The following is a 25,284-nucleotide window of genomic DNA, read 5'->3' as shown; positions in this document are numbered from 1 at the left end:
TCACTGGGAGCACGCGCACGGATACCGGGTGAATCACGGTTTTTCGCGCGCGGCGTGCGCGATTCGCGGCGCGGGCACGTTTATCGTCGCCTTGGACCACCGAATGTAAACCTTCTTGCCCATTTCGGGCCGGAGGCGGATAACTTTGGTGGAACACCTTGGTTCGACAGGAGGCGAAGCTCGTGGTTGGCGCAGAAAACCCACCCGTCGGCACCCCCGCCGGGATGCGGAAGATCAATCAGCGCGCCGTGCTGGACCTCCTGCGCCGCAGCGGCCCGGCGACGCGGCCCCAGGTCGCGAAGGACACCGGACTTTCGAAACCCACGGTGAGCCAAGCGTTACTGGCGCTCGAAGCGGCCGGTCTCGCCAGGGCGACCGGGCACACCTCGACCGGCACCGGCCGGTCCGCCGTCCTCTACGAAGCGGATCCCACGGCGGGCTACGTCCTCGGTGTCGACATCGGACGCGAGCATCTGCGCGTCGCCGTCTCGGACCTCGGCCACACCGTGGTCGCCCGCCGTGACGAGCGGAACACCTCGCGGTCGGGCACCGCGCTCGTCAGCGCGGTGGGCGCCCTCGCCGCGGCCACCGTGCGCGAAGCGGGACTGTCGCAGGCGGACATCGTCGTGCGGGTCCTCGGCTCCCCCGGCGTCGCCGACCCGGACAAACGCTGCTTCCGGCACGCGCCGAACCTTCCCGGCTGGGGCAAGGCGGGCCTGCTCGACGAACTCGAAGCCGTCCTCGGCCCGGATCTGATGGTCGAGAACGACGCGAACCTCACCGCCGTCGGCGAATGGGAACGCGGTGCCGCGCGCGGCGCGTCGGTGTTCGGCTGCATCACCATCGGCACCGGCGTCGGCATGGGCGTGATGGTCAACGGCCAGGTCTTCCGTGGCGCGACGGGCGCGGCCGGCGAGATCGGCTACCTGCCGTACGGGCAGTCGCACGCGGCGGGCGAAGGCGAGGACTCGCCGCCGGTCCGCGGCCACCTCGAAGAGGCGACGGCGGCGCAGTCCGTCGTCCGCGGCGCGCGCGAACTCGGCCTCGGCACGGCGAAATCGGCCCGCGAGGTCTTCCGGCTCGCCCGCGACGGCGACGAACTCGCCCTGCGCGCCGTCGAGGCGGAGGCCGACAGGCTCGCGTACACCGTGGCGTCGGTGGCGGCGGTGATCGACCCCGAACTGATCGTGCTCGGCGGCGGGATCGGCACCGCGGCCGATCTGCTGCTCGACCCGATCGATCGCGCCCTGCGCTCGTTCACGCCCCTGGTCCCGGCGGTCGTCCAGGGCGAACTGGGCGACGACGGGGTGCTGACCGGCGCGATCAGTGTCGGCCTGCGCGCCGCCGAGGGCCTGGTCTTCGAACGCAAGGTGGGCGCGGCTTAAGCCCGGGTCGGAAGTTCGCGTCGGCCTGCACCTGGCGAGCGGGTCGTGAGTGGCGTTTCGGGTTAGAACCCGAAACGCCACTCACGACCACCTTGACCGCCACGTTCCGCCGCTCTGAGCCTTTACCTCCGCGGTAATCGACAGCGCGGGGACGATGTTCCTATGACCACAGCCAAGAAGATCGTCCTCGACTGCTTCGAGAACATGTTCGTGCACAAGGACTTCGCCGCCGCGGGCACGAACGTGCGCCCGGATTTCGTCACCCACAGCCCGGGATTTCCTTCCGGCCGCGACGCTTTCGTGGAGGCGATGCGGAATTCGCCGATGGCGGGCGCGGACGTCTCGGTGAAACGCGTGATCGCCGACGACGAGCACGTCGTCGTGCACCTGCACGTCGTCCGGCCGGGTGAGGAATCCGGCGCGGCCGTCGTCGACATCGTCCGCGTCGAGGACGGGCTCATCGTGGAGCACTGGGACGTCAAGCAGCCGGTGCCGCCCGGCGCGGAAATGTTCTAGGGCTTGATGATCAGGCAGGTGCTCGACGCCGTCGCGAGCACCTTGCCCTGCCCGTCGCGGATGTCGCCCTCGGCGAACGCGACGCGCGAACCGGCCTTCACGACCCAGCCGTGCGCGCGGATCTCCCCCACCGAGCCGGAAATGGCGCGCAGGTAGTTCACCTTCAGTTCCACCGAGGTGTACCCCACACCGGCGGGCAGGGTCGAGTGCACCGCGCACGCCACCGCCGAATCCAGCAGGGTCGCCGCGACGCCGCCGTGCACGGTCCCGATGGGGTTGTACAGGGACTCGTCCGGCGTCGCGGCGATCACGACGTCGCCTTCGGCCACGCTGACCCAGCGCATGCCGAAATGCGCCGAGATCGGCGCCGGCGGGATCCGGCCCTCGGCGATACCGGTCAGGTACTCGAGCCCGGACATTTCCCGGCCGAGCCGCGCGGTGGGCAGCGGATCCTGCCAGGTCACGGTCTTCTGCCTGGTCTGCCCGGTGACGTCGGTGGTCATGGCTGCCTCCTAAGACGATCGTCCTAGGCTTTCCTAAGACGGTCGTCCTAGTCAAGGGCTATGCTGAGCCACGTGTCCGACACCACGACTCGCGAGCGGATGATCTCGACGGCGATGAAGCTCTTCCGCCGCGAGGGCTACCAGGCGACCTCGTGGCGGCGGCTGGTCGAAGAGGCCGGGACCCCGTGGGGATCGGCGTACCACCACTTCCCCGGCGGCAAGGAACAGCTCGCGGTCGCCGCCATCGAACTCGGCACCGCCGTCGTGTCCAAGACGGTCCGCCGCGCCTTCGAGCGCACCGAGACCGTCGAGGACGCCGTGGCCTGGTGGTATCGCAAGGCGGGCGAGGCGCTGGCAGCCGACGACTACCGCGGCGGCTGCCCGCTCGCCACGATCACGCTGGAGATGGCGCACGCTTCGCCCGCGATCACCAAGGCGTGCCAGGACGCGTTCGCCACCTGGCACACGCTGCTCATCGAACTGCTCGGTGACGTCAAAGATCCCGAAGACGTCGCGACGGCCATCATGAACAACCTCGAAGGCGCTCTGCTGGTCAGCCGGGTCCGCCGGTCGCCGGAGCCGCTGGACCGGGCCGCACGGCATGTCGCGCTCGTGATCCGCGCCTCCTGACGAAGCCGAGCGGGCACCGGCGAGCCCGGGTAGCGTGGCCAGACATGATCGGTCTGCCCGACACCATCACGGCCTGTCTCTTCGACCTCGACGGCGTGCTGACCGGAACCGCGGCCCAGCATCGCGAAGCGTGGAAACGCACGTTCGACGAATTCCTGCGCGCCCGCGACGGTGACTCGTTCTCGCCGTTCACCGACAACGACTACGCGGCCTACGTCGACGGAAGGCCGAGGGCCGACGGCGTCCGCACGTTCCTCACCTCGCGCGGGATCGAACTGCCCGAGGGAAGCCCGGACGACGGGATCGACGCCGCCACCGTCAACGGCGTCGGGAACCGGAAGAACCAGCTGGTGCTGAAGATCATCGAGGACGAGGGCGTGACCCCGTACCCGGGTTCCGTCCGGTACCTGGAAGCCGCGAAGGCGGCTGGGTTGCGCATCGGCGTGGTCACCTCGTCGGCCAACGGCGCGAAGGTGCTCGACGCGGCCGACCTCACCAAGTTCGTCGAAACCCGGATCGACGGGATCGTGATCGCCGAAAAGAATCTGCGTGGCAAACCCGCCCCGGATTCGTTCCTCGCCGGCGCCGAGGCGTTCGGTGTCGCACCGGCGAACGCGGCCGTCTTCGAAGACGCCCTCGCGGGGGTGCAGGCGGGCAAGGACGGCGGTTTCGGTTACGTGGTCGGGGTCAACCGCGCGCACCAGGCGGGCGAACTGCTCGCGCACGGCGCCGACGTGGTGGTGGACGACCTCGCCGAGCTCCTGGAGGACCGCAAGTGAGCGAATCGCTTTTCCGCGGCTACGAGGTCGCGCCCTGGGAGCTGCGCTGGCACGGGATGGACGTCGACGCGTTGCAGCGCACCGAATCGGCGTTCGCGGTGTCCAACGGGCACATCGGCCTGCGCGGCACACTGGAGGAGGCCGAGCCGCGCGGTCTTCCCGGCACCTATCTCAACGGTTTCTACGAACAGCACGATCTTCCTTACGCGGAAACGGGTTACGGCTATCCCGAAGAGGGACAGACGGTCGTCAACGTGACCGACGGCAAGGTCATCCGGCTGCTGGTCGAGGACGAGCCGCTCGACATGCGGTACGGCCAGGCGACCGAACACGACCGCGTCCTCGACTTCCGGAAGGGCACGCTCGCGCGCGACACCGTCTGGTCGTCGCCGACCGGCCGCCGGGTCCGGGTGAAGACCGAACGCCTGGTCTCCTTCACCCAGCGGGCCGTCGCGGCGATCAGGTACGAGGTCGAGCCGCTCGACGACGAACTCCAGCTGGTGGTGCAGTCGGATCTCCTGGCGAACGAACCGATCGAATCCGACACGCGTGACCCGCGGGTCGCGGCGGCGCTGGAGTCGCCGCTGATCGGGGAATACCACCACGCGGAGGCGTATCACGCGGTGCTGGTGCACCAGACCCGGCGCTCCGGGTTGCGGATGGCCGCCGCGATGGACCACAAGATCGACGTCTCCGACGGCGTGCGCACGCATATCGAGGCCGAGGACGATCTCGCGCGGCTCACCATCGCCGTCGACGTGCCCAAGGGCGGGCGGCTGCGGATCACCAAGTTCCTCGCCTACGGCTGGTCCGCGCAGCGTTCGGTGCCCGCCGTGCGCGCGCAGGTCGAGGCCGCGCTGGCCGGGGCACGCCAGACCGGCTGGAAGGGGCTGCTCGCCGAGCAGAAGGCGTTCCTCGACGACTTCTGGGAGACCTCGGACATCGAGATCGACGGCGACGCGGAACTACAGCAGGCCGTGCGGTTCGCGCTCTTCCACCTCCTGCAGGCGGGAGCCCGCGGCGAGACGAGGGCCTTGGCGGGCAAGGGATTGACCGGCCCCGGCTACGACGGGCACGCGTTCTGGGACACCGAGACCTTCGTCCTGCCCGTGCTCACCTACAGCATCCCGGACGCCGCCCGGGACGCGTTGCGCTGGCGTCACTCCACTTTGGACAAGGCGCGGGAAAGGGCCACCCAGCTGGGTTTACGCGGTGCGGCGTTCCCCTGGCGGTCCATCAACGGCGCGGAATGCTCGGCATACTGGCCGGCGGGCACGGCGGCGTTCCACGTCAGCGCGGACATCTCCGACGCCGTCGTGCGCTATCTCAATGCCACCGGCGACGACGAGTTCATGCGGACCTGCGGCGCGGAACTGCTCCTCGAAACCGCGCGGTTGTGGTTGTCGCTCGGGCATTTCGACCGGCGGGGCCGGTTCCGGATCGACGGCGTCACCGGACCGGACGAGTACTCCGCGGTGGCGGACAACAACGTCTACACGAACCTGATGGCCCGCCGGAACCTGTTCTACGCCGCCGAAATCGTCGGCCAGCACGACGACATCGCCCGGCGGTTCGAGGTCGGCGCGGACGAGGTCGCGTTGTGGCGCAAGGCAGCCGACGCGATGCTGGTGCCCTACGACGAGGATCTCGGCGTACACCCGCAGTCCGAGGGGTTCCTGGAACACGACGAGTGGGATTTCGAGGCCACAGACCCCGATTTCTACCCGCTGCTGCTGAACTACCCGTACTTCGACCTGTACCGCAAACAGGTGGTCAAGCAGGCCGACCTCGTGCTCGCGCTGCATCTGTGCGGGGATTCCTTCAGCCCCGAGGAGAAGGCGCGCGACTTCGCGTACTACGAGGCGCGGACCGTACGGGACTCCTCGCTGTCGGCGGGAACGCAGGCGGTGGTGGCGGCCGAGGTCGGGCATCTCGAACTGGCCTACGACTACCTCGCCGAGGCGGCGCTCACCGACCTGCACGACGTGCACAACAACGTCCGCAACGGCCTGCACCTGGCCTCGCTGGCGGGCGCGTGGCAGGGCACCGTCGCCGGTTTCGGCGGCCTGCGCGACTACGGCGGCCGGCTGACCTTCGCGCCGAGGCTGCCGCCGCAACTCCGGCGGATCGCGTTCCGGCTGACCTTCCGCGGCACCCGGTTCCAGGTCGAGATCGACGGCGAGGGCGCGACGTACCACGTGATCACCGGGGAGCCGCTGGAACTGGCGCACCACGGCGAGATGTTCACGGTGACCGCCGAGCCGGTGCGGCTGCCGATCCCGGCGATCGACCCGGGTCCGGCGCCGGTGCAGCCCGCGGGCCGCGCTCCGGCGCGGAGGCGGCCGAAGGACGGGTGAGTGCTCAGTCCGGAGGCTCGACCGGTACCTCGCCGCTGCCCGGCACGCCGTCGACCTCCTTGGTGCCATGCGGCCCGATGTCACGGTTCGGCGCGCTGGGCACGTCGGTCTTCGGCTGGATCCCGCGAAGGTCGTCGAGGTCTTCTTCCTCGTCCTGCCCGAAGTTCTTCTTGCTTTCCCTCATGTGTCCGGGGTACCCGCTCGCGGCCGGATGCGCCAGTCCTCAGGCGGCTTTCGCCGGTTCGCCCTCCGGCGTGACCAGCCCGTCGAGCATGCCGAGCAGCAGCCCGTCCCTGGTGGACCACGGGCAGATGGCGACCTGGCCGCCGGCCAGCGTCAGCAGCGCCTCGGCGACGATCGCGCCCGCGAGCGCCTGGTGGGAGCGTTGCCGCGAGATACCCGGCAGCTCGGCGCGGCGTTTCGCGGGCAGCTTCGCCAGCCGCGGGATCCACGCGCGGAGGTCGTCGAGGTGCAGTTCCCTGGCGCGGGACGGCCGGTCCCCGGCGAGCCGGGCGAGCTGCCGCAGCACCTTGGAGCAGCCGACGGCGCGATGGTCGCGGATATGCGGGAGAACGTCCTGCATCGCGTCGCGGACCTCGTCGAGCACGTGTTCCCGCATCGCCCGTACCACCTTGGGCGACGGGCATTCGGTGGCGAACCAGTCCCGGGTCAGTGATCGCGCGCCGAGCGGCAGGGAGTGCGCGAACCCGGCCTCCTCGGCGTCCCCCGCGGCGAGCTCGACGGTCCCGCCGCCGATGTCGAGCACCAGCAGCCCGCCGGCGGAAGCGCCGTACCACCGGCGCGCGCCGACGTAGGCCAGTTCGGCCTCGCGGCGGCCGGTGAGGAACCGCAGTTTGACCCCGGTGGCCTTCGCGACGTCGCGGACGACCTGCTTGACGTTGGCCGCGTCGCGGATCGACGAGGTGGCGAGCGGATACACGTTTTCGACGCCGTGCTTGGCGGCCATCGTCATCCCCGCCTCGACCGCGGAGGAGACCGCGTCGATACCACGCCGGGTCAGGTTCCCGTCATCGTCGAGTTCCCGGTCCAGGCGCAGCCGCGTCTGGTGGTTCAGCGCGGGGTCGAGCGGCGAACCGCCCTTGGCCAGTACCACCAGCCGCGCGCCGAACGACCCGACGTCCAGGACCGCGGCGGACGGCTCGCCGATCTGCTTGCGCACGCGAGGCACCTCACCTTCGTCGCGAACGGATTCCCCCGAGGTCTCGCTTTCACTCCTGATAATGGCGGATTTTCCGGCCGTTCAGGCGTGGTTTACGTTCTCTTTCCACCGGGAGGCCGCTTTTTGACCACGAAGGGGTTATACCGGCGCAGGTCAAGTATACCGGATCGATACAGGTGAGAGGTTCGCCTCCCCGCCGCGTGCCCTGGTCCGCGTCAGTCGATGAGTTCGCGCAGCTTCGAAACCTGCGCGACGCGGGCCTCACGACCGGGCAGCAGCGGATTGACCACCAGCGTGGTCGCACCGGCCTCGCGGAACGCGGCGAGGCGCTCCTTGACGTAGCCCTCGGGCCCGATCAGCGAGATCGCCCGGATCAGCTCCTTCGGCACCGCCGCGGCGGCCTCGTCCTTCTTGCCGTCCAGGTAGAGGTCCTGGATGAGCTTCGCTTCGGCCTCGTAGCCGTACCGCTGGGCGAGACTGTTGTAGAAGTTCTTGCCGCGCGCGCCCATGCCGCCGATGTACAGCGCCAGCATGCCGCGCAGGTGGTCCAGCAGCCCTTCGACGTCGTCACCGATCGCCAGCGCGGTGCCGACGAAGGTGTCCAGCTCGCCCAGCGACGGGTCGCGCTTCGCCTTGCCCTCGGCCAGCGACGCGCCCCAGACCTCGGCGGCCTTCTCGGGGTGGAAGAAGATCGGCTCCCAGCCCTCCGCCAGTTCGGCCGTGAGCGCGACGTTCTTCGGGCCGATCGAGGCCAGCAGGATCGGGATCCGCTCGCGCACCGGGTGGTTGATCAGCTTCAGCGGCTTGCCGAGGCCCGTGCCCTGCTCGGGTGGCAGCGGGATCGAGTAGTGCGTTCCGGAGTGCACCACCTTCTCCCGCCGCCACACCTGACGGCAGATGTCGATGATCTCGCGGGTCCTGCCCAGCGGCGCGTCGTACTTCACGCCGTGGAAACCCTCGATGACCTGCGGACCCGACGCGCCGATGCCGAGCGTGAACCGGCCGTCGGAGACGAAGTCCAGCCCGGCGGCGGTCATCGCGGTCAGCGTCGGCGTCCGCGTGTAGATCTGGAAGATGCCCGACGCGATCTGGACCCGTTCGGTCTTCGCCGCGACGTAGCCGAGCTGGCTGACCGCGTCGAACGAATAGGCCTCGGGGACGAAGACGATGTCCAGCCCGGCCTTCTCCAGCTCGACGATGTCCGCCACGCTGTCGGCGAAACCACCGGCGTAGCTGATCGCGGTCCCGATCCTCATCGGCATCTCCTCGTGAAGTTACTGAGCGCTCGCTTAGCGACAGTATGCGCCGGGACCGCGCGGTTCGCCTGTGTTCCGGCTCACTGCGCGGCCACCCACGCCTTCACCACGTCGTCCAGCACGCGCAGCGGCAGGATCCCGTTGCCCAGCACGACCTCGTGGAAGCCCTTGATGTCGAACCGGTCGCCGAGCGCGGCCTCGGCCTCCGCGCGGATCCGCTCGATCTCCAGCCGTCCCACCATGTACGACAGCGCCTGCCCCGGGACGGCGGCGTAGCGGTCGATCTCGGCCTCGATCTCGACCCTGGCCATCGGCGTGTTCTCGGCCAGGTAGTCGACCGCCTGCTGACGGCTCCAGCCGAGCGCGTGCATCCCGGTGTCGACGACGAGCCGCCCGGCGCGCATCGAATCCTGGGTGAGCATGCCGAACCTGGTCAGATCGCTGGAGTACAGGCCCATCTCGTCGGCGAGCCGCTCCGAGTAGAGGCCCCAGCCTTCGACGTACGCGTTGACGTCGGCGTGCCCGCGCAACAGCGGCAGGCCCTTGAGCTTGTGCGCGATGCAGATCTGGAAGTGGTGCCCCGGCACGGCTTCGTGGAAGGCGATCGCCTCGCTCGTGTGCTTCGGGCGCTGCTCGGCCTCGTGGGTGTTCGCGTAGTAGGTGCCCGGCCGCGAGCCGTCGAGCGACGCCTCTATGTAGTACGCCAGCGTGCCGCCGGGCGCCTCCGCGGGCGGGACCGGCTCGACCTGGCACCGCTCCTCTGGCACGGTCGAGAACCACTGCGGGGCGACGGCTTCGGCGCGGGTGATGGCGTCACGCGCGGCGTCGAGCAGTTCGTCGCCGTCCCGCCAGCGCAGGGCCGGGTCGGTGCGCAGCCGCTCGAAGATCTCCTCGAGATCCTTGGTGCCGAAGATCTTCTCGCCGAGTTCGCGGTACTCGCCGGCCAATTTCGCGATCATGTCGAGGCCGGTGTCGTGCAGCTCCCGCGCGGTGCGCTCGGTGGAGGTGTGCGCGCGGATCAGCGCGGCGTACTTCTCCTGCCCGCCGGGGAGCGCGCAGAGACCCGGCTCGGTTTCGGGCTTCGCCACGGGACGCAGCTCGTCGGCGAGGAAGTCGCGGTACCGCCGGTAGGCGGGCCGGACGACCTCAGCCAGCAGCCGGTCGCGTTCGGTTTCGTAACCCTCCACGGAGACGGACGCGGTGAGCGCCAGCGGATCCCCCGCCTCGTCACCGAGATAGCGCTCCACGTAAGCGATCCCGCCTTCGACGAGGAAACCGGGCGGGACCAGCCCGTCGGCCGCCGCCGCGCGCTGGCGCACGATCAGGGCGTCCAGATAGGCGCCCATGCCTTCCAGCCGCTTCAGGTAGCCGCGGACCTTTTCCTCGTCGTTCAGCGACAGGACGGCGAGTTCGTTGAGCATGAACAGCGCGGGCGACGCCAGCCCGTCACTGACCGAGAACTCGGCGGCGCGCGAATCGACGACGTCGACCATCGCCCTCGCCTGCTGGATCACGACCTCGCGGGTGACCGCCTCGGCCGGGGAAAGGCCTTCGGTGTCCAGGGCTTCGGCGCGCTCGGCGATGGCGACCGCCGACGCGCGCTGCGCGGCCGCGGCCTCCGCGCTCGGATCGGGCAACGCGCCTTCGTCACCGGGAAGCCCGAGCAGGGAACGCCACAGCGGAAGTTCCTCGAACTTGAGCTCCATCAGCTCGTCGGCCAGACCGTTCGGGGTGTCGCCGTGGCCGGCGACCCAGTCGCGGACCACGCCGTCCAGCACCGACAGCGGCAGCGAACCGCCGCCGAGCACGACGTCGTGGAAGGCCTTGATGTCGAACCGGCTGCCCAGCTTCAGTTCGGCCTCGGCACGGATGCGCTGGATCTCCAGCCGTCCCACCATGTACGAGAGCGCCTGCCCGGGGAAGGCGATGTACCGGTCCACTTCGGACTCGATCTCCACCGGCGCCATCGGCGTGTTCTCGGCGAGGAAGTCGATGGCCTGACGGCGGCTCCAGCCCAGCGCGTGCAGTCCGGTGTCGACCACCAGCCGTCCGGCGCGCATCGAATCCATGGTCAGCATGCCGAGCTTCGCGACGTCGTCGGAGTACAGGCCCATCTCGTCGGCGAGCCGCTCGGTGTACAGGCCCCAGCCCTCGGCGTACGCGGTGAAGTCGCCGATGCGGCGCAGCAGCGGGAGCTCGGTGAGGCCCTGGGCGAGGCTCAGCTGGAAGTGGTGGCCGGGGATGGCCTCGTGGAACGCCGTCGCCTCCGCCGCATGCCGGAACCGCTCCTCCGCCTTGTGGGTGTTGGCGAAGTAGATGCCGGGCCGGGAGCCGTCGACCGCGGGCCACATGTAGTAGGCGGCGGGTGCGCCGGGCGCGGATTCGGCGGGAACCGGCTCGACCGTCCACGGCTGCGGCGGGATCCGGCCGAACCACTTCGGCGCCTCGGCCTCGGCCCTGGTGATGGCCGCGCGGGCGGAGTCGAGCATCTCGTCGGCGCCGGACCAGCGCAGGGCCGGGTCGGAGCGGAGCTTGGTGAAGATCTCCTGGAGATCGCTGGTGCCGAAGACCCGCGAGCCGTACTCGCGGTACTCGGCGGCGAGGCCCGCGATCACGTCGAGCCCGGTCTGGTGCAGCTCGCGCGGGGTGCGGTCGGTCGTCGTGTGCATCTCGGCGAGCAGGGCGTAGATGCGCTCGCCGTCGGGCAGCCAGCAGACGCCGGGCTTGTCCTCGGGGCGGCCGTGCGGCGCGATCTCCTTCGCGAGCACCTCGCGGTACTCCGCGATCGCGGGCCGGACGACGTCGCGCAGCAGCTCGGCGCGGCGGGTCTCGAAGTCCTCGTCGGGCGCGGGCTGGCGCAGCAGCGGATCGGCCGACGGCTCGGCGAGGTGCCGGTCGAGGTACGCGACGGCGGCGTCCACGAGGTACGCGACCGGGACCAGCCCGCGGGCGACGCCGTCCCGGTGCCGCTGCGCGGCCTGCCGCAGGTACTCCGGGATCGCGGCGATCCGCCCGAGGTGCGCCTCGGCCTGCGCGCCCGTCCCGACCGACATCATCGGCAGCACGGTGAGCACCTCGGCGGCGGGCGAGATGAACAGGTCACTGACGGTGAACTCGACGAATCGCGAGTCCAGCAGGGCGATCCTGGCCCGGGCCATCGCGATCAGGACGTCACGGGTGGTCTTCTCCTCCGCGCTCAAACCGTCGGTGGCGAGTGCCTCGGCCCGCTCGGCGAACCCGGCCAGCCGCGCGCGGAAGGCGTCCCCCGCGGCCTCGCTGAGATCGCCGAGACCGGTCGATTCCGGACGGAAGCCCTGCAAGGCGGGCATGACCGGCTCGGCGTCGAAGAGGGCTTCGACGAACTCGTCGGCGAGGGCGGAGACTTCGCTCATGTTTTCTTTCCCCAGAGGTCGATGGAGGCGGTGTCCCCGACCCTAATGGAGACCGCGTACTACCGAAGCCGGGTTTTGCCGCGCTCGGGCGGCCTCTCCCCGCGGCGCCGAGGGCGAGACGGTAGCGTTCCCGGACGTGGCCGTGACCGATCCCGTGGACATCCGCCTGCTCGCCGCCCTCGCGGACCTGGGCAAGGCGGCCGTACACGAACTCGCGGCCAAGGTCGGGATGGACCCGCGCGAGGTCGCGTACCGCCTGGTCGCCCTGTCCGGCAGCGGGTTGCCGCTGCTCGTGGGCGTGGAGAGCGACCCGAACGGGCTTCGGGCCGCCATCGCGAGCGCGCCGCCTTCGTGGGCCCAGCAGCCCCAGCAACCTCCGCAGCCTCGTCCGCCGGGGCATTCGGGCCCGCACAACGTCCAGGGCACCCCCTCCGGGCCGTACAACGTCCAGGGGACGCCGTCGGGCGCGTACAACGTGCACGGCACGCCTTCGGGCCGCTACCCCGGCCCGCCGTCGGCCCCGGTGCGCCAGCCGATGGCGCCGCCTCCACGGCCGCCCGCCCCGCCGCAGCAGCAGTTCGCGCCGCCTCCCATGGCGCCCCCCGACCCGGTGATGAGCACCTGGGGCGTCCCGCAGACCGCGTCCTGGGCGCGCGGCGACGAGCAGCAGGTCACGCCGCAGGCCGCCCCGGAGGGCAAGAAGGGCCGGACCGGCGACGTGATGGAGACCCAGGGCCTGGAGGGCGAGCAGCTCACCGTCCAGCTGCTCGAGGTCCAGGACCCGGCGGACTACCTGTTCAGCGCCGCGGGCTACTCGCTGGAGGCCGGGGAACGGTCGGTCGTGGTGCACACCGAGATCACCAACCGCGGGAACATCCCGTTCGTGTCGCTTCCGGACAACTACCTCGAACTGCTCACCGCGGACGGCAAGCCGATCGCGAAGGCGCCGGTCTCGCTGACCTCGCGGCCGCCGCACAAGATCGGCGTCCGGCCCGGGGAGACCCTGGGCGGGCACACCGTCTACGTGCTGCCGGACTCGACTCGCGTGGTCGCCGTGCGCTGGTCGCCGCGGCCCGAGCCGGACGAGCGCACGCTGACCTGGTCGATCGAGGACTGACGCGCCTAGTTCTCGTCCTGCAGGATCCTCAGCGCGTTGGCCAGGTCGTCCGGGTACTCCGACTCGAACTCGACCCAGCGCCCGTCGGACGGGTGGGCGAAGCCGAGCGTCTTCGCGTGCAGCCACTGCCGCGAGAGGCCGAGTTTGCGCGCCAGCACCGGGTCGGCGCCGTAGGTCAGGTCACCGACGCACGGATGCTTGAGCGCCGAGAAGTGCACCCGGATCTGATGCGTGCGGCCGGTCTCCAGCTTGATCTGGGCCAGCGACGCGGCGCGGAAGGCCTCGACGACCTCGTAGTGCGTGACGCTGGGCCGCCCGCCCTGGACGACGGCGAACTTGTAGTCGTGCCGGGGGTGCCGGTCGATCGGCGCGTCGATGGTGCCGCGCGTCGGGTCGGGGTGGCCCTGGACGATGGCGTGGTAGCCCTTGTCGACGGTGCGTTCCTTGAACGCCCGCTTCAGCACGGTGTACGCGTGCTCGCTCTTCGCCACGACCATCACGCCGGTGGTGCCGGCGTCCAGCCGGTGCACGACGCCCTGACGCTCGGCGGCGCCCGAAGTCGCGATGCGCAGCCCGGCGGCGGCGAGCCCGCCGACGACGGTCGGCCCGGTCCAGCCGGGGCTCGGGTGCACGGCGACGCCGACCGGCTTCGAGATCACCACGATGTCGTCGTCGTCATGCAGGATCTTCATGCCTTCGACGGGTTCCGCGACGACCTCGACGGCCGACGCGGGATCGGGCAGCGTCACTTCGAGCAGTCCGCCGGCGGTCAGCCGGTCCGATTTCCCGGCGGGCCTGCCGTCGAGGAAGATCTCGCCGGATTCGGCCAGCTCCGCCACGACGGTGCGGGAAAGCCCCAGCAGTTTCGCCAGCCCCGCGTCGACGCGCATACCGTCGAGCCCGTCGGGAACGGGCAACATCCGCGCGCTCATTCGCTCGCCGCTTTCTTCTTGTCCTTGGTGGATGTTCCGTCGTAGTCCTTGCCCAGCAAGGAAAGGATCACGATGAGCACGCCGCCGACGCAGATCGCGGAGTCGGCGACGTTGAAGATCGCCCAGCCCTGCCCGTTCGGCGCGAACGCGGAGATCATGTCGACCACGTGCCCCTGCAGCGGCCCGGGCGCACGGAAGATCCGGTCGGTCAGGTTGCCGAGCGCGCCCGCCAGCACCAGGCCGAGGCCGATCGCCCAGCCGGTCGAGCGCAGCCGCCGGGCCAGCCAGACGATGGCGATCACGACGGCGATCGCGACGAGCGCGAGCACCCAGGTCAGCCCGGTGGCCATCGAGAAAGCGGCGCCGGGGTTGCGCACCAGCTGGAAGTACACGAGCCCGCCGAGGAACTCGACCGGCTGCTTGCCCTCCAGCGTGGACACGGCGATCTGCTTCGTGAGGAGGTCGATCCCCCACAGCACCGCGGCGACGGCGAACACCAGGGCGACGCGCTTCTTGGGCAGCGGGGGCGACGGTGGCGCCGTTTCGGGCTCAGTACTCACCGCCCCATTGTCCACTGAGCGTGTTCAGGACTCCCCGGCGGCCGTCTTCGGCCTGCTCAGCAGCGCCGCGAACGCCCCGGCGAGCACGACCAGCGACGAAAGCACGAGCGCGAGCTGTCCTTGGGCGAGCACGACCGCGCAGAGCACGAACGCCGCGGCCACGACGAGCACCAGCACACTGCGCTCCAGCCACGCGAGCCCCGCCAGGCCGAGTGTCAGCAGGATCGCGCTCCGGGTGTCGCCGTCGAGATCGAATTCCCAGTAGCCGACCAGATCCGCCAGCACGATGGCCACCAGTCCGCCGAGCGCGATCGCGGCGACCTTCCACCAGCGCAGGGTCTTCGTCCGGAAGGCGTAGAACAGCACCGTGCCGAGGTAGACCGCGAGGACGGCGAACAGCCAGCCGTCGGTCCGGCCGGCGGCGATGTCGAACGACGCGTCCAGCGCGGCCACGTTCGCGCGGCTCATCTCGACCCCGTACAAGCCCACGTACCCGAACGAATGTCGTTCACCGGCGGGCGCGTAGGCGAACCAGCCCCCGGACCACATTCCGCCGAAAGCCACCACCAGCAGCTGGGCGAAACCCAGCAACGCCAGCGGAAACCAGTAACGCGGTCGCTCGTTCCCCATACAGGGTGAGGGTAGTGGGTCAGGCGCAGAACGGAGGAAGCTCCCGCGGATCGTTCTCCGGCACCCAGCGGCCCTCCGGCTTCTCGTACTGCCAGCGCGCGCCGCGGGCGACGATCTGGCGCAGCGCCAGGACGATCCGGTCCACGTGCTCGGTGGTGCTGCCGAGGCCGAGGCTGACCCGCACGGCCTGCTGCCCCGTCGAACCGGCCACGGCGATCAGCCGCTTCGTCGCCACGTGCGCGCAGAACGCGCCGTCCCGCACGCCGATTCCGTACTCCGCCGAAAGGACCGCGGCGAGCCAGCCCGGGTCGAAGCCGTCGACGACGAAGCTGAGCGTGCCGACCCGGTCGACCGGCGCGTCGAACAGCCGCAGTTCGGCGAATCCGGGGATGGCGGCGAGGCCGCGGCGCAGACGCGCCAGCAGTTCCTCCTCGTGGGCGACGATCCCGTCCCAGTTCGCGGCCAGGGTCTCGCAGGCGACGCCGAGCGCGTAGACGCCGACGGTGTTGGGGGAACCTGCTTCGTGCCGCTCGGGACCGGAGTTCCAGACGACGCCGAGGTTTTCGGAGTCACGGTTGACGAGCTTCGTCGCGCCACCGCCGGCGAGGTACGGCTGGGCCGCGCACAGCCAGTCGGCGCGGCCGATCAGCGCGCCGGCACCGAAAGGCGCGTACAGCTTGTGGCCCGACAGCGCGACGTAGTCGACGTCCAGTTCGCGCACCGAGATCTTCCGGTGCGGCGCGAGCTGCGCCGCGTCGAGCGCGATCCGGGCGCCGTGTCGCCGCGCGACGGCCGCGATCTCCTTGACCGGCAACAGTTCCCCGGTCACGTTGGACGCGCCGGTGAGCACCACCAGCCGCGGTCCCTGCGGGCAGTCCGCGAGCGCTTCGTCCACAGCGGACACCGCGGCGAGCCGGGTCCGCGGGGTTTCGATCCGGCGGACGTTCGGTCCCTTCCACGGCAGCAGCGCGGCGTGGTGCTCGGTGTCGAACACGATGACCGACGTGTGCTTCGGCAGGCTGCGCGCGAGAAGGTTGAAGGAATCGGTGGTGTTGCGGGTGAACACGACGGTGTCGGTCGATCGCGCGTCGACGAAGTCGCGCAGGATTCCGCGCGTGCGCTCGTAAAGCTTGGTCGAAACCTGCGAAGCGAACCCGGCGCCGCGGTGCACGCTGGCGTACCAGGGCAGGAATTCGTCGACCGCGGCACGCACCTTGTCCAGACACGGGGCGCTCGCCGCGTGATCGAGGTTGGCGTAGCCGATGTCGCCGCCGGTGACCAGCGGAACCCGCAGATCGGCGCACGCGACCGCCGGGATCTGGTGCGTGGCAACGACTTCAGCGGGGCCGTTCGTGCGTTCGAGAGCGAGGGTCATCGTCATCCTCCGGGCCAGGGGACCCGGCGAGGATCCCGCGCTTGCCCGCCGCACCACGCGACGAGCCAGGTCCTCACCCGGGGCACCCCACCGCGGAAGGAGGGTTGCCGGTCAGCTAGCCGGGGCTTGACGCTGACACTCGTGACCTACGGACGAAGTTAGCGGATGGGCGGGCGATCGAGCCAGCCCTCGTCCGCATCTTGAGACGCCGCTCACGTGTTCCGCAAGCGGGAAGAACCGCTGCCCGGCGCCGCGCCGCGCCGGGCAACGGCAGGTCAGGCCCGGAATCGGCCGGGCAGCGGGACGGTCGAGCGGGAGGAGACCTCGGTCGCGGTGCCGGAGTACTGATCGGTGCCCGCGGTGAACTGCCAGCCGCCGAAGGTCTTGCCGTCGATGGCTTCGCCGTAGGCCTCGGCGACCTTGGTCGAGACCTCGTCGTAGGACAGGCCGTTCCAGTTGCCCGCGCCGACCCCGAAGTCGCGCGAGTCGCCGCCCTGCGCGGCGGCCGTCGGCAGGGTCCACAGGGTGAAGTGCACGTGCGCGCCGGTGCTGCTGCCACCGCAGGGCAGCGCGTTGCCGGTCCGGCCGAGAGCGTCGCCCGGGGCGACCTTCTGGCCGTCGGTGACCGAAATGCCCTCCAGGTGGTAGTACCCGGTCCGCCAGCCGCCGTCGTGGTCGACGGTCACCCAGTCGCCGCCGGAGCAGTGCTGGATCCGGACCGTGCCCGCCAGCGGGGCGCGAACGGTCTTGTCGCCCGGGCTGAAGTCGATGGCGTTCTTCACTCCGGACGTGCCGTTGTCCGAGTGGATCCCCGCCGAGTAGACCGACTGGCCAGTGTCGAAGGGCAGCCCGAAGGCAGGAAAAGCGCCGGCCGCAGTAGCCGTCGGGGCGGCTAGAACCACTCCGACGAGTGCCAAAGTGGCCCCCAGGCCAGCGAACCGCACAGGAAGCTTCGTCACCTTGCGTACTCCTTACCCCGTGACACTCACCCATTCGATGGAGTCGATTGCGGGGAAAGTAATCCAAAAGGAGTACAAATGGGAAGAAGTTTCTGAGATCAACCGACGAACAGCTGGTGCCGGTTCGTGACCTACTGGCCGGATTCGCCCTTCCACCTGGCGAGGCGGCCCGCGCGGTCGACGGCCCGCAGGCGTCGTTCGGCCGCGTCACGGGCTTCGGCGGTGGTCACGACGAGTAACTGGTCGCGCTCCTGGAGCCGAGTGTTCTTGTTCGGAGTGAAGCCGGAGCCGTCGCGGACGAGCAGGCTGATCGTCGCCCCCACCGGCAGGCGCAGCTCGGCCAGGTACACGCCGTGCATCTTCGATCCGGTGTTGATCCGGACCTGCAGGAGTTCGGCGCCCATCTCGTCGAGCGGCGCGGAGTCGACGTCGATCTCGTGCGCCTCGGCGTGCTGGGCCAGCCCGAGGATTCTCGCGAGCGGGGTCAGCGTGGCCCCTTGGAGCAGCGTCAGCACGATGACCAGCACGAATACCGCGTCGACCAGTTCCTGCGCGCCCGGCACCCCGGACGACAGCGGGATCAGCGCGAGCACGATCGGGACCGCCCCGCGCAGCCCGGCCCAGGACAGGAACACCTGTTCTCGCCAGGGGATCTTGAACGGCAGTGCCGACAGCAGCACCGACAGGGGGCGGGCGAGCAGCAGCACGACCGCGCCCGCGACCAGGCCCTGGATGAGGCTTTCGAAGATCCTGCTCGGCGAGGCGAACAGGCCGAGCAACACGAACAGGCCGATCTGCGCGAGCCAGCCGAGCCCTTCGGCGAAGGACAGCGTGTCCGACCGGTGCGGCAGCTTCGAGTTGCCCAGCACCAGGGCCGCGACGTAGGTGGCGAGCAGGCCCGACGCGTGGGCGAGCTGCCCGCTCGAATACGCCACGACGCAGACCGCGACCGTGGCCAGCGGGTACAGACCGGTGGCGGGAAGCGCCGCCCGGCGCAGCGCGAACGCCCCGCCCCAGCCGAAGGCCAGGCCGATCACCAGCCCGGCGGCGAGTTCGTAGACCACCAGCAGCGGCAGCGACCAGTCGATGGTCGTCCCCTCGGCGAGGACGACGACGGCGATGTAGGCCGGGGCGTCGTTGATCCCCGACTCGATCTCCAGCGCGCCGACGAGCCGCTTGCCGATCCCCGCGGATCTCAGCACCGAGAAGACCGCGGCGGCGTCGGTCGAGGCCAGTACCGCGCCCCACAGCAACGCCATCCGCCAGTCCAGGCCCAGTAACCAGTGCAGGGCGGCGCCGGTGACCGCGATGCTCACCACCACGGCCACTGTGGACAGTGCGATTCCGATGCCCAGCGAGGGTTTCACGGCCGACCAGCGGGTGGTGAGACCACCTTCGGACAGGATCATCACCAGCGCGGCGAGGCCGAGCGACTGGGTGAGCTCGGGGTTGTCGTACTGGATGCCGAACCCGGCTTCGCCGAGCAGGACCCCCATCCCCAGGTACAGCAGCAGCGAGGGAAGGCCGACCCGGATCGACACCCGGACGGCGATCACGGCGACGAGCAGCACGGCGCCGCCGGTGCCGAGGATGAGCGGGAGTTGCTCCATGTCGCCTCCCGTTCCGGTCGCCGTGAGGGCTCCAGAATAGTGAGGCGGTGATCGTCACACGTTCGTGTACCGGTCGGAAAGCGCGCGGACAACCTGTGTTACAGACTGTCCACTAGGGACTGCGCAGGGCCACCAGGTCGACACCGAGTGCCGCGAACGGCTTTTCCGCCGCGGGCAGGACCTTCACCGCGCGGTTGCCCTCACGGGACAACCAGCCGGCGCTCACACCGTGAGACAGTAACGCCGCTGGCACCCGGCCCGCCAAATGATCACGCCGGACCGTCCAATCCAGACAGTCGCGCAGCATCGGGCGGCGGCCGTCGTCGATCTCCACCCCGAGCGCGCCGAGCACCTCCCGCCCGCGACCGGTCAGCGTCAGGCCGCCGGCGTCGTCGATCAGCCCGGCGGCGAGCATTCCGTCCCGCAGTGCGACCCCGACCGTCCCGGCGAGGTGGTCGTAGCAGGTCCTGGCGAACTCGAGCCGCTTCACCCGCACCGACGACCGAAGCCCCTTCACCGGCCGGTGTTCGGCGTGCTGCGCCAGATGCTCGATCAGCTCCGCCACCCGGGGGTCGGCTATCCGGACGTAACTGTGCCTCCCTTGCTTGACCCGCACGACGAAACCGGCCTCGGTCAGCTTCGTCACGTGCTCGCTCGCCGTCGACGCGGCCACGTCGGCCGCGCCTGCCAGCTCGGTCACCGTCCAGGCACGCCCGTCGAGCAGCGCGAGACACATCGACGCGCGGCTCGGATCGGCGAGCACGGCCGCGACCTCGGCCAGGGCGATCGTCTCCATGCGTCCACCGTAGAAGACCCACGGTTCGGCGACCGCCGAAGCGTCAGCCCGCCAGGAACTTCGCCGCCAGCTGCACCGCGGGTTTGGAGTCGTTGGAACCTTCGAGCATGACGGCGAACGCCACGTCCCCGCGATAGCCGACGAACCAGCCGTTGGCGTCCGCGCCCGAGCCGAATTGCGCCGTCCCGGTCTTTCCGAAGACCGCTCCGCTGCCCTTCAACGCCTTCGCGGTCCCTGTCGTGCAGACCTCGCGCATCATCGCGCGGACCTGGTTCAGCACCCCGGCGGGCGGGGCCTGGTACCCGGCGTTGACCTTGGTCTCCAGACCCTGCCACAGCTTCGGGACCACCGGCTTCCCCGTGGCGACCGTCGCGGCCATGAGTGCCGCGCCCAGCGGGCTGACCTGCACCCTGCCCTGCCCGATCCCGGCTTCGACCTGCTCGTCACCGCCGGCGGACGGCTCCACCTTCCCGGTCTCCGTCGACAGTCCCGGGATCTCGAAGTCGGCGTTGAGACCGAACTGGCTCGCGGCCTTCGCGAGACCGTCCGCGGGCAGCTGCTTGGCGAGCCGCCCGAAGGTCGTGTTGCACGACGCGGCGAACGCCGTCTTCAGCGAGACGGTCCCCAGGTCGAACCCGTTGTCGTTCTTGAGCGTGCGGGTGCCGATCTGCTCACTGCCCGGGCAGGCCAGCGGAGACTCGGCGGTGACGCCGCCCTGCTGCAACGCCGCCGGTCGCCGTGGCGATCTTGAAGGCCGACCCCGGCGAGTACAGGCCGTTGAGGGCCTTCGGCTGGTTCCCGGCGGCGCCGTTCTGCGCGACCGCCAGCAGTTCGCCCGAGGTCTTCATCGCGACGATGATCGCCGGCCCTTGGAAGCCGTCGACGGCTTTCTGGGCGGCGGTCTGGGAGGCCACGCTCAACGTCGAAACCAACGGCTTGTCCGTCTCGGCCGCCTGTCCGAAGAGCGTCTCGACCGGTTTTCCGGAGGCGTCCACGCGAGACACGGTGACAGTCGCTCCGGTGCCGCTGTTCTCCCCGGAAGCGACCTTGGACAACGCCCCCTGCAGGATCGGCGCGACGCCCGCCGCGTCACCGCCGACGAGAGCCTTGCCGTCGCGGTCGGTCACGACCGGTTGAGCCGAAACCGGCGCGATGGCGAGCCGCTGCCCGGCTTCGAGCTTCGGGTGGATCGCCGACATCGCCCAGCGGACGACCCATTTCCCGGCGTTGCGCACCAGGTCCAGCTTGCCTTCGTATTTCCAGACACTGCCGCCGGCGAACGTCCACGCGGCGTGGAAGGTGGCCGACGTCGAGGGTGCGTCACCCGGCGTCGTCGGGACCTCGCCGAGGGACGTCTTGACCGAGGCCCCGCCGAGGGCGTTGCGCGTCCCGGTCAGCGCGGCCGTGGCCGCCGCCGGATCGTCGACCGGGGCGGTGGTCAGGTCACCCGTGTCGAACAGCCGCAGAAACCGGGTGGCGACCTGGGCGGGGCTGTCCTGCGCGTTCGCGGTGGACTCCCCCGGCCCGCCTCCGGAGGCCGCGGGCGCCCGGTCCTCCTTGACCAGCAGCACCACCGCGGCCACCACGATGGCGACGACCGCCAGCGCGGCGCCGATCAGGATGCCTCTTTTCCGGGCAGGACTCATGGATTCGCTCTCCCCCATACGGCACGCCCCTCGCGCGCCCCCGGGCGCCAGCCTGCCGATTTCCCCCGCGCAAGGCGCGCTTCGGACGGGAATGCGGCTGATCCGAATCCTTTTCGTGATCCCGGTGATCGGGACCTCGCGACCGCATTGAAAGGCCCCCTCATCGCGGATTTGCGATGAAGGGGCCTTTCATGTCACCCGCGAGGTCAGGCCTTGGCGACCGCCACGGTCACCTTGGTGCCCTCCCCGACCGTCCCGGCCGAGCCGTCGGCGACGTCGCCGTAGGCCACCGAAGTCGCCAGCGTCTCCGAAGCGACGAACTCCTCGTGCGTCTTCGCCGCCGTGACCACGTCTTCCGGCGCGTCGACCGTCAGCGCGATCCGGTCGGCGACGTCGAGCCCGGCGTCACGGCGGGCCTGCTGCACGACCCGGACCAGGTCACGGGCCAGCCCCTCGGCCGCCAGCTCGTCGGTCACCTCGGTGTCGAGCAGCACCAGCCCGGCGCCGCCGGGCAGTTCCGCCGCCGCGCCGCCGCCCTTGGCGACGAGACGCCGGTCGTACTCGCCTTCGACGAGCTCGATCCCGGCCGCCACGACGGCGCCGCTCTCGGACGTCGTCCACTCACCGGCCTTGACGGCCTTGATCACCGTCTGGACGTCCTTGCCGAGCCGCGGACCGGCGGCGCGGGCGTTCACCGCGACCTCGAAACCGCCGTGCGCGGCGACGTCCGTGGTCAGCTCGACGGATTTGACGTTGACCTCGTCGCGCAGGATGTCGGTGAACTCGCGCAGCGACTCCGCCTCGTGCGCGGCGACGACCAGCTTGGCCAGCGGCAACCGCACCCGCAGCTTGTTCGACTTCCGCAGCGAGAGCGCCGAAGACGCCACCTGGCGCACCCGGTCCATCGCCGTCACCAGCGCCGCGTCGGCGGGCAGGTCGAGCGCGTTCGGCCAGTCGGTCAGGTGTACCGAACGGCCGCCGGTCAGCCCGCGCCAGACGACCTCGGTCGTCAGCGGCAGCAGCGGCGCCACCACCCGCGACGTCACCTCCAGCACGGTGTGCAGGGTGTCGATCGCGTCCTGCTCGCCCGCCCAGAACCGGTCGCGCGACCGGCGCACGTACCAGTTCGTCAGCACCTCGAGGAAGTCACGGACGGTCGAACAAGCGCCTGCGACGTCGTAGGTGTCGAGCGCGTGCTCGACGTCGGTCACCAGTTCGTGCGTCTTCGCCAGCACGTACCGGTCGAGGACGTGCTTCGAATCCGTGCGCCACTGGCCTTCCACGCCCTCGGCGTTCGCGTAGAGCGCGAGGAAGTAGTACGAGTTCCACAGCGGCAGCACGGCCTGGCGGACGGCGTCGCGGATGCCCTTGTCGGTGACGACCAGGTTCCCGCCGCGCAGGATCGGGCTCGCCATCAGGTACCAGCGCATCGCGTCGGAGCCGTCGCGGTCGAAGACCTCGTTGACGTCCGGGTAGTTGCGCAGCGACTTGGACATCTTCTGGCCGTCCGAACCGAGCACGATCCCGTGCGAGATGCAGGTGCGGAACGCCGGCCGGTCGAACAGCGCCGTCGCGAGCACGTGCAGCACGTAGAACCAGCCGCGGGTCTGCCCGATGTACTCGACGATGAAGTCACCCGGGTAGTGGTGCTCGAACCACTCGGTGTTCTCGAACGGGTAGTGCACCTGCGCGTAGGGCATCGAACCCGAGTCGAACCAGACGTCCAGCACGTCCTCGATCCGGCGCATGGTGGACTTCCCGGTCGGGTCGTCCGGGTTGGGCCGGGTCAGCTCGTCGATGAACGGCCGGTGCAGGTTCTCCAGCCGCACGCCGAAGTCGCGCTCGATCTCGTCGAGCGAACCGTAGACGTCGGTGCGCGGGTACGCCGGGTCGTCCGACTGCCACACCGGGATCGGCGTACCGAAGTACCGGTTGCGGGAGACCGACCAGTCGCGGGCGTTCTCCAGCCACTTGCCGAACTGGCCGTCCTTGACGTTCTCCGGGTACCAGGTGATCTGCTGGTTCAGCTCGACCATCCGGTCCTTGAACTCGGTCACCGCGACGAACCACGACGAGACGGCGCGGTAGATCAGCGGGTTGCGGCAGCGCCAGCAGTGCGGGTACGGGTGCTCGTAGGTCTCGTGACGCAGCAGGACCGCGCCCTGACGGCCGGCGGAACCGGTGCCGTTCTTGAGATCCTTGATGATGTTCGGGTTGGCGTCGAAGACCTGCTGGCCCTCGTAATCCGAGACGGTCGCGTCGAACTTGCCCTGCGCGTCCACCGGGGTGACCGGGACGATGCCCGCCGCGTCGGTGACGACCTTGTCCTCTTCACCGTAGGCGGGCGCGATGTGGACAACACCGGTGCCGTCCTCGGTGGTGACGTAGTCCGCGGACAGCACGCGGTGCGCGTTCTCGTGCCCGGCGAAGTACGGGAACGGTGGTGCGTAACGGGTTCCGAGCAGTTCGGTGCCGGTGTAGTGCCCGACGACGGTCGGCTCCTCACCGAGCTCGCGGGCGTACGCGGCGACGCGCGCTTCGGCGAGCAGGAACCGCTTGCCGTCGGATTCCACCACGACGTACCGCACGTCCGGGTGCACCGCGGTCGCGAGGTTGGACGGCAGCGTCCACGGGGTCGTGGTCCAGATCAGCAGGTAGGTGCCGTCGAGCTCGTTGTCGTTGCCCTCCAGGCGGAAACCGACCGTGACGGCCGGGTCCTGACGGCTGGCGTAGACGTCGTCGTCCATGCGCAGCTCGTGGTTGGACAGCGGCGTCTCGTCGCGCCAGCAGTAGGGCAGGACGCGGTAGCCCTCGTAGACCAGGCCCTTGTCCCACAGCTGCTTGAACGCCCAGATGACCGACTCCATGTAGGACAGGTCGAGCGTCTTGTAGTCGTTGTCGAAGTCGACCCAGCGGGCCTGGCGGGTGACGTAGTCCTGCCATTCGCCGGTGTAGCGCAGCACGGACTCGCGGCAGGCCTCGTTGAAGACGTCGATGCCCATCGCGTCGATCTCGGACTTCTCGGTGATCCCGAGCTGGCGCATGGCCTCGAGCTCGGCGGGAAGGCCGTGGGTGTCCCAGCCGAAGCGGCGCTCGACGCGCTTGCCCTTCATGGTCTGGTAACGCGGCACCAGGTCCTTCACGTACCCGGTGAGCAGGTGGCCGTAGTGTGGGAGACCGTTGGCGAACGGCGGGCCGTCGTAGAAGACGTACTCGTTCGAACCGTTGACGCCGGGGTCGCGGGCGTCGATCGACGCCTGGAAGGTCCGATCGGATTCCCAGTACGCGAGGACGCGCTTCTCCGACTCGGGGAACGAAGGCTGGGACGGGACGCCGGTCTCGCCGTCCACCTGTGCCTTGGGATACATCTTCGGTGCTCCTCGCGCTTCGTCTCTCTCGTACGGGCTCGCGCCCACACGGGGACGAGACGGCCGTTTCCGGCGCGTTCCGCGGTACCACCCCGCTTGCCCGGCCGGTTGGTGTTCCGGCTGGGCCGCTCATTCGACGGCTGTGACGGGCCGTACCCGTCCGGTTCTACTGAGGGTGTGGGCCCTGTTCTTCCGGAGGCTCCCCGGTGATGGCCGGATCGGTGCCAGTTGGTTCAAGGGTAGCGCGCGGGGGCAACCGGGTTGTCCGGGGTGGGTGGAAACTCGGAGGCGGC

Annotated in this window: 19 protein-coding genes, 1 pseudogene and 1 riboswitch; of the genes and pseudogenes, 6 read left to right on the top strand and 14 right to left on the bottom strand. The window is 70.1% G+C overall.

Features of this window, described 5'->3' with window-relative positions:
* The first annotated feature begins 182 nt into the window (after positions 1 to 182).
* Together NQK81_RS38820 and NQK81_RS38815 are read left to right on the top strand one after the other, a co-directional pair.
* The gene (locus tag NQK81_RS38820; protein ID WP_126733660.1) at positions 183 to 1,385 is read left to right on the top strand and encodes an ROK family transcriptional regulator; all 1,203 of its coding nucleotides are present in this window, start codon (positions 183 to 185) and stop codon (positions 1,383 to 1,385) included.
* A gap of 162 nt (positions 1,386 to 1,547) precedes the next feature.
* On the top strand, positions 1,548 to 1,901 hold the full coding sequence (locus tag NQK81_RS38815; RefSeq protein ID WP_257485430.1) for a nuclear transport factor 2 family protein: 354 nt from the start codon (positions 1,548 to 1,550) through the stop codon (positions 1,899 to 1,901).
* On the opposite strand, the gene NQK81_RS38810 is transcribed toward NQK81_RS38815, so the two are convergent.
* Entirely contained in the window at positions 1,898 to 2,404 is a 507-nt protein-coding gene (locus NQK81_RS38810) for a PaaI family thioesterase (protein ID WP_034319130.1), read from the bottom strand. The two genes, NQK81_RS38815 and NQK81_RS38810, sit on opposite strands and share 4 nt — an antisense overlap.
* A 72-nt stretch (positions 2,405 to 2,476) precedes the next feature.
* Between NQK81_RS38810 and NQK81_RS38805 the strand changes: the two genes are divergently transcribed.
* Genes NQK81_RS38805 through NQK81_RS38795 form a run of 3 tightly spaced genes read left to right on the top strand, consistent with a single transcriptional unit; the run spans position 2,477 to position 6,170 of the window.
* Entirely contained in the window at positions 2,477 to 3,034 is a 558-nt protein-coding gene (locus NQK81_RS38805; RefSeq protein WP_257485429.1) for a TetR/AcrR family transcriptional regulator, read from the top strand.
* 44 nt (positions 3,035 to 3,078) lie between these two features.
* Entirely contained in the window at positions 3,079 to 3,813 is a 735-nt protein-coding gene (locus NQK81_RS38800; protein WP_257485428.1) for an HAD family hydrolase, read from the top strand.
* The gene (locus NQK81_RS38795; protein WP_257485427.1) at positions 3,810 to 6,170 is read left to right on the top strand and encodes a glycoside hydrolase family 65 protein; all 2,361 of its coding nucleotides are present in this window, start codon (positions 3,810 to 3,812) and stop codon (positions 6,168 to 6,170) included. The genes NQK81_RS38800 and NQK81_RS38795 overlap by 4 nt, the downstream gene beginning before the upstream one ends.
* A gap of 4 nt (positions 6,171 to 6,174) precedes the next feature.
* Here the strand turns inward: NQK81_RS38795 and NQK81_RS38790 are convergent, their stop codons facing one another.
* The 4 genes from NQK81_RS38790 to NQK81_RS38775 all read right to left on the bottom strand — a co-directional run bounded on the left by NQK81_RS38790 (position 6,175) and on the right by NQK81_RS38775 (position 11,998).
* Positions 6,175 to 6,354, bottom strand: a complete 180-nt coding sequence (locus NQK81_RS38790) for a hypothetical protein (protein WP_126733665.1) — start codon at positions 6,352 to 6,354, stop codon at positions 6,175 to 6,177.
* A gap of 39 nt (positions 6,355 to 6,393) precedes the next feature.
* The gene (locus tag NQK81_RS38785) at positions 6,394 to 7,350 is read right to left on the bottom strand and encodes a Ppx/GppA phosphatase family protein (RefSeq protein WP_126733666.1); all 957 of its coding nucleotides are present in this window, start codon (positions 7,348 to 7,350) and stop codon (positions 6,394 to 6,396) included.
* 215 nt (positions 7,351 to 7,565) lie between these two features.
* Positions 7,566 to 8,606 carry an LLM class F420-dependent oxidoreductase gene (locus NQK81_RS38780; protein ID WP_126733667.1) on the bottom strand — a complete coding sequence of 347 codons (1,041 nt, stop codon included), beginning with the start codon at positions 8,604 to 8,606 and terminating at the stop codon, positions 7,566 to 7,568.
* An 80-nt stretch (positions 8,607 to 8,686) separates the two neighbouring features.
* The gene (locus NQK81_RS38775; protein ID WP_257485426.1) at positions 8,687 to 11,998 is read right to left on the bottom strand and encodes a DUF885 domain-containing protein; all 3,312 of its coding nucleotides are present in this window, start codon (positions 11,996 to 11,998) and stop codon (positions 8,687 to 8,689) included.
* Between the two features lie 136 nt (positions 11,999 to 12,134).
* Here NQK81_RS38775 and NQK81_RS38770 point away from each other — a divergent pair, with 136 nt between their 5' ends.
* The gene (locus tag NQK81_RS38770) at positions 12,135 to 13,115 is read left to right on the top strand and encodes an Lrp/AsnC family transcriptional regulator (protein ID WP_257485425.1); all 981 of its coding nucleotides are present in this window, start codon (positions 12,135 to 12,137) and stop codon (positions 13,113 to 13,115) included.
* A 5-nt stretch (positions 13,116 to 13,120) separates the two neighbouring features.
* On the opposite strand, the gene NQK81_RS38765 is transcribed toward NQK81_RS38770, so the two are convergent.
* The 9 genes and pseudogenes from NQK81_RS38765 to ileS form a co-directional block, all read right to left on the bottom strand.
* Positions 13,121 to 14,047, bottom strand: a complete 927-nt coding sequence (locus NQK81_RS38765) for an RluA family pseudouridine synthase (protein ID WP_257485424.1) — start codon at positions 14,045 to 14,047, stop codon at positions 13,121 to 13,123.
* Complete coding sequence (gene lspA, locus NQK81_RS38760) at positions 14,044 to 14,607, bottom strand: signal peptidase II (protein ID WP_257485423.1); 564 nt, start codon at positions 14,605 to 14,607, stop codon at positions 14,044 to 14,046. Before lspA ends, NQK81_RS38765 begins: the two co-directional genes overlap by 4 nt.
* Positions 14,608 to 14,631: 24 nt before the next feature.
* Positions 14,632 to 15,237 carry a hypothetical protein gene (locus NQK81_RS38755; protein ID WP_257485422.1) on the bottom strand — a complete coding sequence of 202 codons (606 nt, stop codon included), beginning with the start codon at positions 15,235 to 15,237 and terminating at the stop codon, positions 14,632 to 14,634.
* A gap of 19 nt (positions 15,238 to 15,256) precedes the next feature.
* Positions 15,257 to 16,612, bottom strand: a complete 1,356-nt coding sequence (locus NQK81_RS38750) for an aminotransferase class V-fold PLP-dependent enzyme (protein WP_257485421.1) — start codon at positions 16,610 to 16,612, stop codon at positions 15,257 to 15,259.
* A gap of 32 nt (positions 16,613 to 16,644) precedes the next feature.
* Positions 16,645 to 16,759, bottom strand: a riboswitch (SAM riboswitch).
* Positions 16,760 to 16,887: 128 nt separating this feature from the next.
* A complete protein-coding gene (locus NQK81_RS38745; RefSeq protein WP_257485420.1) occupies positions 16,888 to 17,571 on the bottom strand; it encodes a M23 family metallopeptidase in 684 nt (227 codons plus the stop codon).
* Between the two features lie 131 nt (positions 17,572 to 17,702).
* Positions 17,703 to 19,181 carry a potassium/proton antiporter gene (locus NQK81_RS38740; protein ID WP_257485419.1) on the bottom strand — a complete coding sequence of 493 codons (1,479 nt, stop codon included), beginning with the start codon at positions 19,179 to 19,181 and terminating at the stop codon, positions 17,703 to 17,705.
* A 112-nt stretch (positions 19,182 to 19,293) separates the two neighbouring features.
* Positions 19,294 to 19,977, bottom strand: a complete 684-nt coding sequence (locus NQK81_RS38735; protein ID WP_257485418.1) for an ArsR/SmtB family transcription factor — start codon at positions 19,975 to 19,977, stop codon at positions 19,294 to 19,296.
* 43 nt (positions 19,978 to 20,020) lie between these two features.
* Positions 20,021 to 21,623: pseudogene (locus NQK81_RS38730) on the bottom strand (penicillin-binding transpeptidase domain-containing protein).
* Between the two features lie 206 nt (positions 21,624 to 21,829).
* Entirely contained in the window at positions 21,830 to 24,991 is a 3,162-nt protein-coding gene (ileS, locus tag NQK81_RS38725; RefSeq protein ID WP_257485417.1) for an isoleucine--tRNA ligase, read from the bottom strand.
* Positions 24,992 to 25,284: the final 293 nt, after the last annotated feature.

The organism is Amycolatopsis roodepoortensis (assembly GCF_024628825.1).
In the GTDB taxonomy this organism is placed as follows: Bacteria; Actinomycetota; Actinomycetes; order Mycobacteriales; family Pseudonocardiaceae; genus Amycolatopsis; species Amycolatopsis roodepoortensis.
This window is presented reverse-complemented; position numbering and strand designations above follow the sequence as displayed.